This is a genomic window from Shouchella rhizosphaerae (assembly GCF_900142675.1).
Lineage (GTDB): Bacteria > Bacillota > Bacilli > Bacillales > Bacillaceae_D > Shouchella > Shouchella rhizosphaerae.
In genome coordinates this window covers 289,705-305,203 of the sequence record NZ_FRBS01000006.1, presented here as the reverse complement: position 1 = coordinate 305,203, position 15,499 = coordinate 289,705, and the positions used below count along the sequence as shown (strand labels likewise).

Genomic DNA, 15,499 nt, shown 5'->3' with positions numbered 1-15,499 from the left:
ACGGAGGTGCCAAATGGATAAGAACATAAAAGAACCTGTGAAAAAGCCATGGATTTGGGTGGTAATGGGCTTGCTCGTCCTTTTTAACGCGCCATGGTATTTGCCTCGGGGTAGCGCTGAGCCTTTTATATTTGGGTTCCCGTATTGGGCTGTGATTACCATTATCCTCTCACTCGCCCTATGCGGCTATATCAATTGGTTAATGTTTAGCCAGTGGAATATTGTTGAAGACGTTGAAGAAGAATCCGACGAAGAAAGAAGGAGCAGCCTATGAACTTAACGTTTTCCGGAACAGACGGAATCATTATTTTATGTGCGTACGCTGTCATCACGTTATTGATTGGTTGGTGGGCAGGCAGGGGCGAGAAAGTGAGCAATACACTCGGCGATTATTATTTAGCAGGCAAAAACCTAGGGCTGATTGCCCTATTTTTCACGCTGTATGCCACCCAATATAGCGGAAACAACGTTGTCGGCTATGCACCAACCGCATACCGGGAAGGCTTTTCGTGGCTGCAATCGATTCCTTTTATGACGATCATTATTGGCATGTATTTGCTAATCGCGCCGCGCCTTTATGTATTATCCAAACGTTTTCAATTTATCACACCCGCTGATTGGATCACACACCGGTTCCGCTCAAAAAGCGTCACGCTTCTCGCTGTTGCCTTAATGCTTTGGGCGCTTTGCAACTATTTGCTTGAGCAGCTTGTTGCCATCGGCCATGCGGTTGCCGGCCTAACTGGCGGGGCGATTCCGTATGAATATGCAGTGATCGGGTTTATTCTTGTCATGCTTGCTTATGAATGGATGGGCGGCATGAAGGCAGTTGCCTATACCGATGTCCTACAAGGCCTGTCCTTATTAGTTGGCATCATTATCTTGCTAATTGGCGCCCTCACATTGACAGGTGGCAACTTCGCGGAAATGACACAAGATTTAGCAAACACCGTTCCAGAGAAAATAGGCGTCCCTGACACGATCACATCGATCAACTGGCTAAGCATGATTGTGCTGATCGGGTTTGGTGCGATCATCTATCCCCATGCGATTCAGCGAATTTATTCTTCCAAAAGCGAACGGACGTTAAAACGGTCGCTGGCAAGAATGGCGTGGATGCCGCCAGTTACAACTGGTTTTGTGTTCATCGTCGGCATTATTTGCCTTTCCCTGTATCCGAATCTCGATGTTGCCCAGTCCGAACAGCTGATTGGCATCCTTGCCAATGATGTAGCAGCCTTAAACAGCATCTATTATTGGGCAATGGTCATTTTTTTCGGGGCGATCGTATCAGCCATCATCTCAACCGCCGATTCGGCTTTGCTTAGCTTTTCTTCGATCATTTCCAAAGATATTTATGGCGAATACATAAACCGTAAAGCAACAGAAGCACAAAAAGTAAAAGTAGGCAAAGTTGCCGGTGTAATCGCTGTTGCCTTGCTGCTATGGATTGCTTGGAACCCTCCAGGAACGTTGTACCAAATATTCGTCTTGAAATTCGAATTGCTTGTTCAAGTGTTCCCGGCATTTGGGCTTGGCCTCTACTGGAAGAAGCTTGCCCCTAAACCTGTTTTTATCGGCATGTTAGCTGGAGCGCTCCTCGCCGGGCTGATGACACTCACAGGCAACAACACCTTTTACGGTATTCACGGCGGCGTGCTTGGACTTGCTTTAAATGTCTCTATTTGTGTGATCGGTTCACTAATCGCGCCAGCTTCTCATGAAGAACAAGAGAAAGCAATCGCACGAACGGAATTAAAAGTCGCGGACTTCCGTGACAAAAAAGCAACAATCGGATAAGGCCTATTCCACTGCATCGTGCTTGTAAAAATCGAGCATCACATAGACCGCGGCCTCAAAACACTCTTTTGGGGCCAGTGCTTTTACATGAATTTCGTTTGTTTCTTCAATTAGACTATAGTCGACGTACCACATGAACCCTTTGCTGCTTTTTAGAAAGAAATTAACTTGAATGAGCTCACTTTCATCACGGGTATAATGAGAGATCATCATGGAGATGTTGTCCAGTGAAAAGCCATGGTTGCGAAAATCATCTAAAAAAATATTAAAGTTCTCCGGATAAATTTGATCACGGATAATCGCATCAATTTCCTCGCTTGTCGCTTGCGAAAACAGATCAAACCCTTGGGATCTCAGTCTAAAATTCTCGGGCAAGTCAACGTCCTCGTCTGCTAAGCCAAAGAAATCAGCCATACGCTCCCATAGCGAATCCGAATGTTTGCACAGCTCAAAACGATGCTCCATGCCTTTAAACGTTTGGACAATCATTTCGTCCCCTTCAATTTGATGAAAAATCAACACATGGTTCCCATGGACACAGCGTGTTTTTTTCTGCGATTTGATCAGCAAGTGGATAAAACTTTCCAACCCTTTGACAAGATTGCTAGAGCGTGTTTCGTCCCAGTAACCACGGTTGTTTAAAAGGGTTTCCGCCTGGTTTGAAAACGTAACAAGCTGCTCCTCCGTTTCCGCTAATTGCAATTCATTTATAATATCTGCAGCCGCTTCCTCATACCCACATAACACTAACGCAGCAACAAATTCCTCTGTCGAAAGGGCGATTTGCTTGTCCTGTATCATCCATTCCACCTCAATTTTTTAGTTTTATTTGTATAGATTTATCTAAATGGGCGATAAAAACTGTTTTGGTTGTCTTTTTCAAGCGAAAGTAAGTTATGGGAGGACAGAATGATAAAAAACAGGGACTAATAAAACAAGAATTCCCCCTATAGTAAAAAGAGATAATACTTTCATTACGTCTTTCTTTTCTTTATTGTCCAGAAAGAACCCCCCAACTCCTATTGTTATTTTCAAGATGATTCGATAAAAAGGGGAGTAACCTTCCCTCCACCACTCTCCCTTTTAACTACGATCAACTACGCTTTACGTTTCCCTTTTTTTACAAGCCAAACATATTAATAATCCCACCTAATACAAGAAAATACCAGATACACAAAAGCAGCGTAATCGGCCTCTGAACGTAGAAAGGAAAACGGGATAATAGATTTTGAATCTCGCCATTCAATCCACAGAAATAGATAGCGATATAGCGAAAGCCCTCACTCCATGCCGTTTTCGATTTGTCATATGCATTCGCTGCATAAAACGTCAACACATAACTTGGCATGATGAAGGATAAAAAACTAAGCGAACAATTAACCATAAGAAAAACCGCTAAAATTCCTGACGGAAAAGGAAGTCCTCCATCAAAATCTGCATACCAAGTGACGAGCGTAAAAAATAGCAGGACAGGAATGAGAAACCATAAACTTTTGAGAAACCCTCTAAAAGTAAACACATTCCCTCTTTCTTCCGGTTCAATCTCAACTGTCTTTTTTGTACGAAAGCCGTCAATAAAGGCAAGTAGGAAAATGACAGGCTGTATAAATAAAACAATGAGTGTCCAAGCCAAATAAGGATCTTGCCAATATGTAACATAGCTTAGGAGTATTAACAGCATTAGAAGGAACCATAGCTGCCCTTTGACAAATGTTTTTAGACTCTTGCGGATGGAAAACATTTAGTACGCTCCTGGCTTAGAAAACTAATTTTTTTAGGAGGACATTCATAAATACCTTTTTAGATTCACACTAGATAATAATAGTGTCAACTTAAAAGTCTGCCACGATTAAAGCCCTGTTACGAAGGAAGGAGAAGTCTTTCACTTAAGGAAAACCTTTAAAAACAGACGGATTCCCTCTTCCTTCCCCTCCAACCTATTACCAACCAAACAACGATCCAATAGATATATAAGCAAAGATATACCATATACACAGAAGAAGTGTAATCGGCCTTTGAATGTAAAAAGGGAAACGGGATAATAGATTTTGTATCTCCGCATTTAATCCAGAGAAATAAATAGCTATATAGCGAAAACCCTCGCTCCACGCAGTGTTTGCTTTGTCATACGCATTCGCTACATAAAACAAAACCACGTAACTTGGCACAAACAATGATAAGAAATTAAAGAATCCATTTACCAGCAAAAACCCTAAGATTAAGGCAGAAGGAAAGGGAACAACAGCATCACGGTCAAAATGCCCCATCGTTAATGTCATAAATAGTAGCACAGGAGCGAGAAACCATAAACTTTTGAGAAACCCTTTTAATGAAAACACACTCCCTCTTTCTTCGGGTTCCACTTCAACTGCCTTTTTTGTACGGAAGCCATCAACAAATGCCAGCAAGAAAATGCCCGGCTGGATTAACATTAGAATTAAAACCCAAGATGCTAGTGGATCACGCCAATGCGAAACATTGGTCAGCAAAATGAATGTCATAAGAAGGAAACAAAACTGCCCTTTGGCCAATGTTTTTAGACTTTTTTTTAGTGAAAACATTACAATCTCCTATTGTCTGTCTGGATTAAACTACTTAAACCAGCTGGTAACAAATTTTTTGGCACTATTAACGGTATCGCCAATATTGTCTGCCACCTTTGAGGCCGTCTCCTTTATTTTATCAACACCCTTATCTATTTGTTTTCCTACCTTCTCTCCCAAATCCTTCACTTTCTCATCCAAAGCGATCGATCCAATGATTCCAACTGTCGCTCCTACTGCCCCGCCAATGACTGTGCCTGGCCCTGGCAGAATCATGGAACCGATTGCCGCTCCTCCAGCGGTTAGTCCAGCTACACCAGCATCCATTGCGAACCCAGCTGCTACTCTGCCAGTTTTTTCTGCGGCACTTTTCTCTTTATTTTCATCCTTAAATGCTTCCATTATGTTGCTTCCGGCTGACACAATCGTACCTACATAAGGCACGCGCTTAAACGTATTGACAAATGTCTTTTTGGCTTCTTTGGCTGTTGCTTTTAGGTCCGGTCTAGCGACGTATTGTTTCGCTTTCGTTTCGTTGATAGCCACGCCGGAGGCATTTTTGCGGAATAACTTAGCAAATGTTACATAGGATTGGCTCGGATCTACATTGACTAGTTTTCTCAAAATGTTCGTAGGTTGGTTATTGAGCCTGCCAAGTTCCTTGAACAACTTAATCGGTGAATTTTTATTGCCGAATTTGCGCATGATCGAGTTTAGGCCTGCTGCTAGCTTTGAGTTGTAGACACCATTTTTCTTTACCCAGTCTTGATGGTTTTTAACGCTGAAAACGCCGTTGCCGACTTTCTCAAACTTTAATTTTCCCGAGGCAATAACGGCAAGAGCGCCAATGCCTTTGGCAACATTCATCCCTTTATAAAAGGTACCTGCGTTAATAAAAAAGTCGGCGATTGCACCCATCAGTGTTGGGTCTTCAATGGAAGCAAGCTCCATTGCTTCTGACCACATATTGTAATAGACATCGTTTTCCATAAAATAACGGTCAATTTCTTCTTGTACAGCCGGGGAAGCAATTGGCCCTCCCGTTGTCCAGTTAATGACCTTTTCAGTTGACTGCATCAATTCTGTTAACGTCGCTTCAGCTTCGTTGGCGAGATTGATGTTTTCTGCATCCAGTTCTTCGAGACGATCGGCTGTGTCTTGGGCATGTTGTTTTAACATGTCTGCCCATGATTGCACGCCATCCATTGTGAATGTGCCGGTGTGGACTAAGTCTTGGATCGAGGCGCACGCACTGTTAATTGCCTCTGTGCTCGCTTCGGCATTTTGTTTTATGCGGTTGATGCCATTTGGGATTGTTTCTGTTAGAAAATCTTGGCGAAGCAACGCGTTGCTTGCTTCGAAGTTTAATAGATTGTTTTTCATTTTCCCGAGTTGCTCGATGTACTGCTCGAGATAGGTAACGAAAAAGCGCAGCGCCGGCAAGTGCAGCTGTGAAAAATGGTTTTTAATCGCTTCTCCCCCTTCTCCTTGGAGTGAATGGAGATTATGGATTTTGCGAATGCTTGATTCCACCGCTTCTAGCTGGGCAATGTCTTCTTTTTTCGCATCAACTAACTTATCAATGCCATTGATTACTTCCTGGACATCTAATACTTTCATCTCTTTGGCTCCCCTTACCCTTGGTTTGCCAAGGCCCTGTCCGTCTCACCGTACACTTTAATAAGGCGCTGGCTTTCCTGTTCCATTTTGTTGAGTGCTTCCATATACGCTTGTATTTGCGCTTTATAACCGTCCTCTATTTGATTGACTTTCTCAAGAAATTCGAGTAACGATGTCGCCATTTCGATATTCGCGTTTGTTGGCGTAAAGCCATTGGCGGCATTGGCGACATTTTCGAATACTTCGAGTGCTTCAGCTTCGTTCACTTTAATTTCTGCCATCGTTTTCCTTCACCTCATTGTTTTTGCAAGCGCTTGAACATCGATACTTGTGCTTGTTTTGCATCAATTAATCGGTAGCTGTTTTCAATACTGCTTTGCAAGTCGCTTATTTTTGTTTCAATCGATGAAATGATTTCCTCAAGATGGTCTTGGGAGTGTTGATAAGACGTTTCCAAATAAAATCGTTTGCCGTCATGGTCGTTGGCCTCATTTCCACGCCAAGCGTCATAGCTTAATTCTGGATCTTGGAGATACGTCTTGTCTTGGTGGAGAATGTTCTGCTCTTCTATTAATGTGCTCTTTGCTTCCTGCAGCCGCTTCACATCTTGCTGGGCAGTTACAATATCTCCCCGAAGCGAACCCATTTCCTGCTGAAGTCGTTGAATGCTCATTGAATAATCCATTCGTATACGTCACCTTCTACCATTTCCATATATAACTAGCATAAAAGACTGTGGCAGGATGTTCAATATACCAATAGCCCTAACCACGCCTAACAAAAACAAAAATTTGAATGAAAAAGATTCTTATTACCTAGTTCTTTCGTTCAAATCAACCATTTTACATAAAATGGAGGCTTCCTAGCGCCAAAACGTTTATGCCGCTCCCCTCTTCTACTAGCTTGTTTATTCCTGGTAAACTACTACTAATACCGTTTTAATAGACTGGGGGAATCAACGTGAACGAATTTCCACAATCGATTCAATTTCGTTATCAATGGCGTACATACCAAAAAAAGATCTTAGCGGACATGGCTGCCCTTCTCCAAAACAAACGCGTCCATCTCGTTGCGCCGCCAGGCTCTGGCAAAACAGTTTTAGGGCTTGAACTAATGGTGCGCTTAAACAAGCCAACGTTTATATTGGCTCCCACAGTGGCGATTCGCAACCAATGGGCGGAGCGATTTCTAGAACTGTTCTGGCAAGGCGATAAAACGCCGGATTGGATTAGTACAGACATCCGCCAACCTGCTTTTGTGACGATTGCCACTTATCAAGGGTTGCACAGCCTTTGCAGCTTTGAAGATAGTGGAGGCTTTGAGGGAGATGACGTAGACATTGCGACTGAACATCAAACGGAATCACTAGGGGGAAAAGAGAGGAAGGAGGCATACAAGCGATTGCTAGACATGGACTTTCAAACGTTGATTGTCGATGAAGCCCATCATTTGCGTGCCGCTTGGTGGAAAAGCACGATCGATTTTCGGCGTTCCCTTAACAAGCCAACGATTGTCGCACTTACTGCCACTCCACCTTACGACGTTTCCCAAAAAGAATGGAAAAACTATATTGATCTGTGCGGGCCGATTGATGCAGAAATTCACGTCGCCGAATTGGTTAAAGAAGGCGACCTTTGCCCTCATCAAGATTATATTTATGCGACAACGCCAACGGTGAAAGAAGCCGAGCCGCTCCTTGCGTTTCACAACGAAGTTACGTCATTTATGCAGCAGCTTAAAACCGATAAAGCGTTTATTTCGTTTGTAGAACAGCACCGCTACATCACTGATCCAGCAAATCAAGCCCAAGAAATGCTCGCCAATCAGGCTTACTTTTCAAGTTTGCTTATTTTTTTGCATGCATGTGGTAGCGAAGCGTGGAAACAGCCGGCAAAATTGGCTGGCCTTTATGAAAAAAACATCCCACCTTTTGAAGAGGAGTGGGCGGAAGAGCTTTTAGACCATCTGCTGTTTAAAAATGCCGAAATGGATGAAAAGCAGTCGCCATTAAAGGACATTAGACAACATCTACAGCGAATTGGCGCTATCGAGCGTAGAAAAGTCACGCTTCGTTCTACGAAAACGTTTGACCGTTCTCTTGTCAATAGTCTATCGAAGCTTGATGCAATGACAGACATTGTTTCTTTTGAAGCAAGCAAGTTAGAAGACAAGCTTCGCCTTGTCATTCTCGCTGACTACATCCGTCTTATTGATTTGCCCAAACACCGAGGTGATGAGCAACCATTAACACGATTAGGGGTCATCCCAATTTTTGAGCAGCTGCGCCGGCACATCGATTCGAAAGTTAAGCTAGCGGTCCTGACTGGCTCGACGGTTATTATCCCCACTTCAGCTAAGAAACGAGCCGAAAAAGAGGCTGAAAAAGTAGGATTGGAGCTCAAGCTGCAACCGTTGGCCCATGATCCGAATTACTTACTGCTTACCGTTGATGACAACACACGCGCCAACATGGTTAGCATTATCACCGCTGTTTTTACAACTGGCGGCATTCACGTCCTAATCGGCACAACGGCGCTGCTAGGAGAGGGCTGGGACGCACCTAGCATCAATACGCTTATTATGGCATCCTATGTCGGCTCATTCATGTTGTCTAATCAAATGCGCGGCCGGGCGCTGCGAATTGAACGAGATAATCCAAATAAAACCGCCAATATTTGGCACATGGTTTGCATAGACACGGAACAGTATGATGGTGGCCATGATTGCCTCTCGCTCCAACGCCGCTTTAAGTCGCTTATCGGCCTTGGCACAGAGGACAATATCATCGAGTCAGGCATCAACCGCCTTGCTTTCCCTAAACCACGTTATCGCCGCCGTTTATTGAAAGAGTCAAATGAAAAGACGTTTGCCCAGGCAGCAAATCGGCAACTACTTGCCGACCGTTGGAAAAAAGCGGTTGCGATGGAGGGAAGGCCGACTGAAGAAATAAGCGCCGATGCTCGTTCTATCCCTCGACCACTTTGGTTTGGAACAACATTAAAGGCGATGATTGTGATTGGCTTTCTTACTTTATGGCAGGGCGTAACTGTAGAGCGTCCTTCTAGTTATGGTAGCAAAACAGAGATGACCTTTTACCTTGTTTACCCAATTGTCGTTAGCGCCCTTTTTGCGGCCCCATTTTTTTGGAAAGCGATTCGGATTTGGTGGCGCAATTCGACGATTGAAAAAAGCATGGAGAGTGTTGGGGAAGCCCTTTACAAAGCACTACATCAAGCGGGCATTGTCGAGACTCCATGGGAGAAAGATGCGATCTCGACTATAAAAGCAGGGCATGGCACCCTCGAATGCTGGCTTAAAATCGGGACAACGTATGAGAAAACCGTTTTTCTAAAAGCGCTCCAAGAAGTGATCGATCCGATTGAAGATCCTCGTTACCTTCTAAACCGGCAATCAAAGGCCCATTTCCGCACGCGCAAAGACTATTTTGCCGTTCCTACCGAACTAGGGCGTAAGAAAGCTACTGCTGAAATGTTCCACCGTGAATGGAAAAAACATCTTGGCAAAGCAGAACTTGTCTACACCCGCAGTTTTGAAGGCAGGCAATTCCTGTTGCAAGGACGGGTAAAAGCGATGTCGGCTGTATTTGTGCCTCGGTCTGAACGAATTAGCGCTTGGCGGTAAACAAACGGATCCCGTGCCGCACAGAGCAGGACGGGATCTTTTAGTAGAACGGCAATAAGCACGTTTATGGCCCAGTGACATATCGGTCGATGACATCTAAAACAACACGAAGCTCCTCAATCGGCATTTGTCCAGGAGCGGAGCTTTCATTGGCGATCGCAAACGTAAGTGCTGACCCACAGGTGCCGCCTGCCATTCTTGATAATGTACCTAGACGGCCCATGGCCATGGTGATGACTGGAATTGTCAGTGTGGAGGCGGCTTTTTGCGTTGCCTGCATTAAAGTGAGCACATCGGCCATTGTCTCGGGCATCACTGCGACCTTGCCTACATCGGCACCATACGTTTCCGCTTCTTGCAGTTTTGCCAATATATCCGCCTCAGACGGCGTCCGCTGAAAATCATGGTAGGACAGAATCCATTGCGTTTCCGTTTCCTTAGCAATCGCTCTCAGGCGCTCCTTTTCGGCTTCTGGGCAGCTAAGCTCTACGTCAACTACGTCGACAAGCCCTTGTTTCATTACTTGCTCATAGAGCACAGTCACTTCCTGCTCGCTGACAGTGATCGGTTCGCCCCCTTCTCGGATCGATCTGCGCGTAAACAAAATCGGGATCCCTTTGCTATGCGCCTTTAAAAGGGAAGCCGTCTCAAGGACATCCTCGGTTTCGCCAATATGTTTATAAAAATCGACTCTCCACTCTAGAAGATCCGGCTTTTTTGCAGCGACAGCGTCGATTTCTTCTATCAGCGCTGCTTTTGTTTTTCCGACTAGCGGCGCACAAATCAATGGCCTTTGTGGCGTAGGCCCATCTGTTTTTTGAATCGGTTTGCCCATGCAAACACCCCTTTATCCCATTTGGTCAATCGGCAAGCGGCTTTTCTAGTTCACAATGCCTTTATTTTTGCGCTTTAAAGCAGCACTGTCAACCTTTTTCTTATTTCTTTTATGGCGCCAAACAGGAAAATGCTGTGCTTGCAACGAACTCACCTGTAGCTCCAAACAGAAAGGCGCTGATGATGTTGAGTGACATGCTTGTCCCGTTATATAGCCTGCCTGAGGAACCATCCGTTTCAAAGGAAATCACTATTAGACGCGCACTTGCCCCAGAGAAAACGGTTGTGCTTAACTGGGTCAAATCCCATTTTAGCCAAGGCTGGGCTGATGAATGCGACGTTGCTTTTAGCCGGGCTCCTGTTTCTTGCTACCTCGCTGTAAGTGGTGAGGAGCTTCTCGGCTTTGCCTGCTATGATGCAACGCTTAAAAATTTTTTTGGGCCTACTGGCGTGAAAGAGGACGCCCGTGGCCAAGGAATCGGAAAAGCGCTATTGCTCCGCTCTTTCCATGCCATGCGCGAATCAGGATACGGCTATGGCATCATCGGTGGCGCTGGTCCAGTAGATTTTTACGAAAAAGCGCTAGGCGCGATCGCCATTCCAAACTCAAAGCCAGGGATTTACAAAGGCATGCTTCGCCAGAATTGAGAAGGCTTCCCGAAGCGCCTTCACGACTGATAGCAGCAGGAAAGCGCAATGAAAATGAGAATAGTCACGTCGCTGTTGCGACAGGAAAAAACCGCCCTCCGATCCAAAGGCGGTTTTTTCCTGTTGGCACACCATCGCACCCTCGTTTTGCCTATAGCTCTGGCAAGTCGATTTCTTTCAGTCTCAAGTTTGCAAGCCTGTAACAATAGCTTTAGCGACTGTGACTGTCCGTTTTGCTTGCTGTTTGACAGCCTGTTCGACGTCTTCTATTTGATTTCCGTCTTGGTCAATTGTCACGCTCGTGCCGTAAGGATTGCCGCCTGAAGTGAAAGCACTTTGGTCCGTATAACCAGGCGCAACAACAATTGCACCCCAATGGTACATCGTTGTATACACAGACAAAATCGTCGCTTCTTGGCCGCCGTGTGGATTAGAGGCAGAGGACATGGCGCTTACTACCTTGTTAGCGAGTTTGCCTTGTGCCCACAAGCCGCCGAGCGTATCAAAAAATTGTTTAGCTTGTGCTGGAAGAACGCCAAAACGTGAAGGCACGCTAAAGATATAGGAATCGGCCCATTCCATGTCATCTGGTGTTACTTCTGGCACGTCTTTCGTCGCTTCCACATGGGCACGCCAGGCTGGATTGGAGTCAATTGCTGCATCTGGAGCAAGTTCTGGAAACTTTAATAACCGCACTTCCGCGCCTTCTTTTTCAGCTGACTCTTTTGCCCATTTTGCCAATTGGTAGTTTGTTCCGGTGGAACTATAATAGATGACCGCTGTTTTCACATTTGCCATTTTCAAACCTCCTTTTTACTTTATTATATGTATACCCATTTATCTCGAATTTAATATATCTTTTTTCGTCCTATGCTAAAATAATAACAAACGAGTAGGAAAGGCAGACGTTTATGTACAACAAGGCAATTGTTTCCTGGATAGCGGCGATTTTATGGATGGCTACGATTTTTCTTCTCTCCCACCAGCCAGCAAACGACTCTTCAAAGCTAAGTTTGGGTGTGCTTGACTTTTTCATGCAGTCGCTATCGGCGATGATGCCACAGGTAGAGATGCATGCCGATCTTCTCCACACAGTTGTCCGCAAAGGTGCCCATTTTGGCGCTTACTTTATTCTTGGTATCCTCATGCTGAATGGACTTCGCCAAGTTGGCGGCAAAGGGGTGAAGGCGGCGGTCTTGGCGCTCTTCTTATGCTTTTTGTATGCGATCACCGACGAAATCCACCAACTGTTCATTCCAGGACGCAGCGGCCAATTTACCGATGTGCTTATTGACACTGCTGGGGCGGCAACAGGCATAGGCATATTCTCGCTCGTCCTCCACCTTTTTAGGAAAAAAACGTGAAATAGAGCGAGCTGCAATAAGCTCGCTCTATTTAAGAAAAACTTAACACTTCCGCAATGGATCGTATGGAGCTAAATCAATAGGTGGCTCCTCGCCTACTGCCAAAGCGGCTGCTAACGTCCCTACATAAGGCCCCATTGTCAAACCTGATGCGCCAAGCCCTGTTGCGATCACTAGCCCTTTTAATGCTTTTACTCTGCCTAGAAGAGGCTTTAAGTCTTTGCTTGCTGGGCGAAAACCGATTCGGACTTCGCGTAGCGAACCTTCACTTAGTCCAGGGGCAACACGGAGCCCTTCATCAAGTACTTCATAGACGCCCCCTGCCGTTAGGCGGTAATCAAACCCTGATCCTGTTTCTCTCGTTGCCCCAATGACGACCCGGGCATCATCAAAACAGACTAGATAATGGCTCGTTTGTGGAAGGACGACTGGCCATTTCGACGTATCATACCCTTCCATGCCAATGTGGGCAATTTGTCCTTTTTGCGGCTCAACTTCTATCGTTATTCCAATAGACTCGGCCAATTGTTTCGCCCATGCCCCTGATGCGGCAATGACCGTGTCGCCTTCATATACGGTCCCCTCTACTTCAACGCCGCAAATGGCTTCTTCCTCGTATACAAGACACGCTTCACCCTCAACTACTTGTGCGCCATGCTTTTTAGCGGCACGGCACAAAGCGTCGCGTAACAACCGACCGTCAAGGCGGGCAGCTCCTTCGACATAAACAGCTTCTAGCCCTTCCTTTAGCGGTGGGAATAACGCCTTCGCCTCCCCATACGATAACCGTTTAATTTCGCCTACTTCTGGGGTATCTTGTTTCCTTTGATGGGCGCGGGCTTCCATTGCGGCAAGCTCGCTCTCCTCTTCATTGACACCTAGTGCTCCGACGAAAGCAAAGCCAACATGCTCCTCCCCATCTTGTTTCAGTCTTTCCATCAGCTCTGGGTAGTAAAGCGCTCCGTTACGAGCAAGCCTGTACCAATCTGGATCATCTGTTTTCGAGATCCACGGACAAACAATGCCCGCGCCTGCGGCTGTTGCTTCCCCTTTAAAACGTTTATCGACCAAAATAACGTCTTCCCCTTTTCGGGCTAGATGATAGGCCGCGCTTGCCCCAACTATCCCGGCTCCAACTATAATTGTTGTCATTTGCCTCCCCCTTGCTCCTATCGCTTTTTAATTAGTCTATCATTTCAGTTTCAGCGATGTAAGCTAAAGTAGAAAACAAATATAGATTTTGCTATGAAGTCACTTGCCAATCGCCGATCAAGCGGATGATGATAGCAGGAATAACGAGCAGCACTACAATGGCGCCATAAACACCGATTGTATAGCTAGTTGGATAATCAAGGCCAAATCCTCGGTTCACCATGGCAGTAATTAAATGAAGAACCATGTTCGTAAAACAAAAGGCGTAACTGCGGATCATCCAATTGCGATGTTGGGTCATTCGTTTCTTTTTGATCTGAACGAGCGCGATTATTGTGATAAGCGGCCAAATGATGTTGATTGCATTGAAACCAATGCTGACGATTTTGCCTCCTGTTGCGTATGGAGCCATGTAGCCTGACGTGAGGACGACAATAAAGACAGATACGAAATAAAGGTAGCCGTTTAAGCGGTGGAACTTGCGACTTTTGGCAAAGATTCGTTTTGAAAAGTTAAGGAGTCCCGCCGCCATCGCAACACAGGCAAACGCCACATGAATGTACATTACGTTTAGCCAGACCGGCACATTTAACTCTCGCGTGAGCCCGGTTTTATGGCTTAAAAATGTTTCTGCTCCTGGGTCAATGACATAATTGTATACGAACGCGTAAACGATAAAAACAATACTGATGCAGACGAGTAGCCTAAAGAACATTTTCTGCTTATTCATGTATAATAAAACCCCATTTTCGTCATAAAATCCGCTTCCCGATCAATTTCGACGCAGGCAACACACCAGCCTTAGCAGTTCCTATCATCTTGTCTCCGTCTACACTGACTTCAAATTTCAAATTTAAACGCAAAGGTTTTGTAATGGGCAGCGACCAAGTCAGTTTATTGCCTTGAATGACGGGATGGATGAATTGGACCGTTTCCTCTCCTTGTGTGGCTTTGCCACGGATCGTCTCCTTGTCTGTCGAGATCGATAGTGCAACATCCAGTTTTCCAATTGGCGTCATGATTTCTGTGGCCCATTCGCCCTCGAAGACAGACGCTATTCTAGATTGGTTAAGCATGGCGCTATCTGTATGTCCAACTTTATTCGTTGTACTGTTTTCATCGTCCTCTGCCTTCGCTGTACCATGACGTGGGACAAGTCCTACGTCTCGCCAAACCGTTCCCCTCCGTTCAAATTCAAATAGCTGCTCAACAGCATGGGCGATGCGAGGGCCAAGTTCTCGTTCAACAAGATAGAGGGCAAGATCCAGTCCCGATGTGACACCGCCGCTGCTTACGAAATTGCCATCATCAACGACACGTGCTTGGACAGTGGTCACGCCAGTAGCAGCAAGTGCATCCATGCCTAGATGATGTGTAACCCCATGTCTGCCTTCCAGCAAGCCACCCATCGCTAACAACAGGGAGCCGCCGCACACCCCAGCGATGACCATGTCTTTCTGGTGGAGGGCATGCTCGACCATTCTGGTTAATTCTGTATTCATCGCCCGGCCTAATATCGCCGGGATTGAATCAGGCCCCTCCCCATCGACAGCCCCGGCTGCGCCAGGGACGAGAATGATTCCTGGACGTGTCGGGTCTAGTTTTTCCTCTGCTTCGAGTAGGACGTCGTTGACGCCGCTCTTCACAGATCTTGGTCCTTCAGCAGTCACAAATTCGACGCTGAGATTGTCTTTGACATTCATTGAAGCTGCGTGAAAAACTTCATAGGGGGCAATTGCATCCAAAAGGTCGAATCCATCAAATAGAACAATTTGTATCGATACCATCTTCGTTTCTCCTCCACATCCATTTAGTTAACAAACTGAGCTCCTTGCATTGGAAAACGAGGGGAACTGCTTCGATACAAATCATAACAACGAACACTCTCAAATGACG

At 45.6% G+C, this 15,499-nt stretch carries 16 protein-coding genes; 5 read left to right on the top strand and 11 right to left on the bottom strand.

The window, feature by feature from the left end; translation table 11 throughout:
• Positions 1 to 13 precede the first annotated feature (13 nt).
• Together BUC05_RS17790 and BUC05_RS17785 are read left to right on the top strand one after the other, a co-directional pair.
• On the top strand, positions 14 to 274 hold the full coding sequence (locus tag BUC05_RS17790; protein ID WP_035205289.1) for a hypothetical protein: 261 nt from the start codon (positions 14 to 16) through the stop codon (positions 272 to 274).
• Entirely contained in the window at positions 271 to 1,800 is a 1,530-nt protein-coding gene (locus tag BUC05_RS17785) for a sodium:solute symporter family protein (RefSeq protein ID WP_035205290.1), read from the top strand. The genes BUC05_RS17790 and BUC05_RS17785 overlap by 4 nt, the downstream gene beginning before the upstream one ends.
• A 3-nt stretch (positions 1,801 to 1,803) precedes the next feature.
• On the opposite strand, the gene BUC05_RS17780 is transcribed toward BUC05_RS17785, so the two are convergent.
• The 6 genes from BUC05_RS17780 to BUC05_RS17755 form a co-directional block, all read right to left on the bottom strand.
• A complete protein-coding gene (locus BUC05_RS17780; RefSeq protein ID WP_011245400.1) occupies positions 1,804 to 2,601 on the bottom strand; it encodes a hypothetical protein in 798 nt (265 codons plus the stop codon).
• A 319-nt stretch (positions 2,602 to 2,920) separates the two neighbouring features.
• Positions 2,921 to 3,541 carry a hypothetical protein gene (locus BUC05_RS17775; protein WP_073305599.1) on the bottom strand — a complete coding sequence of 207 codons (621 nt, stop codon included), beginning with the start codon at positions 3,539 to 3,541 and terminating at the stop codon, positions 2,921 to 2,923.
• Positions 3,542 to 3,740: 199 nt separating this feature from the next.
• Positions 3,741 to 4,361, bottom strand: a complete 621-nt coding sequence (locus tag BUC05_RS17770; protein WP_011245398.1) for a hypothetical protein — start codon at positions 4,359 to 4,361, stop codon at positions 3,741 to 3,743.
• 30 nt (positions 4,362 to 4,391) lie between these two features.
• On the bottom strand, positions 4,392 to 5,963 hold the full coding sequence (locus BUC05_RS17765; protein ID WP_073305597.1) for a T7SS effector LXG polymorphic toxin: 1,572 nt from the start codon (positions 5,961 to 5,963) through the stop codon (positions 4,392 to 4,394).
• A gap of 14 nt (positions 5,964 to 5,977) precedes the next feature.
• A complete protein-coding gene (locus tag BUC05_RS17760) occupies positions 5,978 to 6,244 on the bottom strand; it encodes a YwqI/YxiC family protein (protein ID WP_073305595.1) in 267 nt (88 codons plus the stop codon).
• Positions 6,245 to 6,258: 14 nt separating this feature from the next.
• Positions 6,259 to 6,648, bottom strand: coding sequence for a DUF5082 domain-containing protein (locus BUC05_RS17755; protein ID WP_011245395.1), 390 nt, complete (start codon positions 6,646 to 6,648; stop codon positions 6,259 to 6,261).
• 275 nt (positions 6,649 to 6,923) lie between these two features.
• Between BUC05_RS17755 and BUC05_RS17750 the strand changes: the two genes are divergently transcribed.
• Positions 6,924 to 9,605, top strand: a complete 2,682-nt coding sequence (locus BUC05_RS17750) for a DEAD/DEAH box helicase family protein (RefSeq protein ID WP_073305594.1) — start codon at positions 6,924 to 6,926, stop codon at positions 9,603 to 9,605.
• Between the two features lie 64 nt (positions 9,606 to 9,669).
• Here the strand turns inward: BUC05_RS17750 and aroD are convergent, their stop codons facing one another.
• Positions 9,670 to 10,440 (bottom strand): type I 3-dehydroquinate dehydratase, encoded by a 771-nt coding sequence (gene aroD, locus BUC05_RS17745; protein WP_063608223.1) that lies wholly within the window; start codon positions 10,438 to 10,440, stop codon positions 9,670 to 9,672.
• Positions 10,441 to 10,574: 134 nt separating this feature from the next.
• Between aroD and BUC05_RS17740 the strand changes: the two genes are divergently transcribed.
• Positions 10,575 to 11,087 (top strand): GNAT family N-acetyltransferase, encoded by a 513-nt coding sequence (locus tag BUC05_RS17740; RefSeq protein WP_082111778.1) that lies wholly within the window; start codon positions 10,575 to 10,577, stop codon positions 11,085 to 11,087.
• Between the two features lie 183 nt (positions 11,088 to 11,270).
• Here the strand turns inward: BUC05_RS17740 and wrbA are convergent, their stop codons facing one another.
• On the bottom strand, positions 11,271 to 11,885 hold the full coding sequence (gene wrbA, locus BUC05_RS17735) for an NAD(P)H:quinone oxidoreductase type IV (protein ID WP_011245391.1): 615 nt from the start codon (positions 11,883 to 11,885) through the stop codon (positions 11,271 to 11,273).
• 113 nt (positions 11,886 to 11,998) lie between these two features.
• Between wrbA and BUC05_RS17730 the strand changes: the two genes are divergently transcribed.
• Positions 11,999 to 12,451, top strand: a complete 453-nt coding sequence (locus BUC05_RS17730; protein ID WP_073305592.1) for a VanZ family protein — start codon at positions 11,999 to 12,001, stop codon at positions 12,449 to 12,451.
• Between the two features lie 42 nt (positions 12,452 to 12,493).
• Here the strand turns inward: BUC05_RS17730 and BUC05_RS17725 are convergent, their stop codons facing one another.
• The 3 genes from BUC05_RS17725 to BUC05_RS17715 form a co-directional block, all read right to left on the bottom strand.
• On the bottom strand, positions 12,494 to 13,603 hold the full coding sequence (locus BUC05_RS17725; protein WP_073305590.1) for an NAD(P)/FAD-dependent oxidoreductase: 1,110 nt from the start codon (positions 13,601 to 13,603) through the stop codon (positions 12,494 to 12,496).
• A gap of 91 nt (positions 13,604 to 13,694) precedes the next feature.
• Entirely contained in the window at positions 13,695 to 14,333 is a 639-nt protein-coding gene (locus tag BUC05_RS17720; protein WP_073305588.1) for a DUF2306 domain-containing protein, read from the bottom strand.
• 22 nt (positions 14,334 to 14,355) lie between these two features.
• A complete protein-coding gene (locus BUC05_RS17715) occupies positions 14,356 to 15,390 on the bottom strand; it encodes a DJ-1/PfpI family protein (RefSeq protein WP_073305586.1) in 1,035 nt (344 codons plus the stop codon).
• Between the last annotated feature and the right edge of the window lie 109 nt (positions 15,391 to 15,499).

What these genes read in the sequence shown, in the direction of transcription:
- BUC05_RS17790 (WP_035205289.1), top strand. Translation starts at nt 14, where the DNA reads ATGGATAAGAACATAAAAGAACCTGTGAAAAAGCCATGGATTTGGGTG.
- BUC05_RS17785 (WP_035205290.1), top strand. Translation starts at nt 271, where the DNA reads ATGAACTTAACGTTTTCCGGAACAGACGGAATCATTATTTTATGTGCG.
- BUC05_RS17780 (WP_011245400.1), bottom strand. Translation starts at nt 2,601, where the DNA reads ATGATACAGGACAAGCAAATCGCCCTTTCGACAGAGGAATTTGTTGCT.
- BUC05_RS17775 (WP_073305599.1), bottom strand. Translation starts at nt 3,541, where the DNA reads ATGTTTTCCATCCGCAAGAGTCTAAAAACATTTGTCAAAGGGCAGCTA.
- BUC05_RS17770 (WP_011245398.1), bottom strand. Translation starts at nt 4,361, where the DNA reads ATGTTTTCACTAAAAAAAAGTCTAAAAACATTGGCCAAAGGGCAGTTT.
- BUC05_RS17765 (WP_073305597.1), bottom strand. Translation starts at nt 5,963, where the DNA reads ATGAAAGTATTAGATGTCCAGGAAGTAATCAATGGCATTGATAAGTTA.
- BUC05_RS17760 (WP_073305595.1), bottom strand. Translation starts at nt 6,244, where the DNA reads ATGGCAGAAATTAAAGTGAACGAAGCTGAAGCACTCGAAGTATTCGAA.
- BUC05_RS17755 (WP_011245395.1), bottom strand. Translation starts at nt 6,648, where the DNA reads ATGGATTATTCAATGAGCATTCAACGACTTCAGCAGGAAATGGGTTCG.
- aroD (WP_063608223.1), bottom strand. Translation starts at nt 10,440, where the DNA reads ATGGGCAAACCGATTCAAAAAACAGATGGGCCTACGCCACAAAGGCCA.
- wrbA (WP_011245391.1), bottom strand. Translation starts at nt 11,885, where the DNA reads ATGGCAAATGTGAAAACAGCGGTCATCTATTATAGTTCCACCGGAACA.
- BUC05_RS17730 (WP_073305592.1), top strand. Translation starts at nt 11,999, where the DNA reads ATGTACAACAAGGCAATTGTTTCCTGGATAGCGGCGATTTTATGGATG.
- BUC05_RS17725 (WP_073305590.1), bottom strand. Translation starts at nt 13,603, where the DNA reads ATGACAACAATTATAGTTGGAGCCGGGATAGTTGGGGCAAGCGCGGCC.
- BUC05_RS17720 (WP_073305588.1), bottom strand. Translation starts at nt 14,333, where the DNA reads ATGAATAAGCAGAAAATGTTCTTTAGGCTACTCGTCTGCATCAGTATT.
- BUC05_RS17715 (WP_073305586.1), bottom strand. Translation starts at nt 15,390, where the DNA reads ATGGTATCGATACAAATTGTTCTATTTGATGGATTCGACCTTTTGGAT.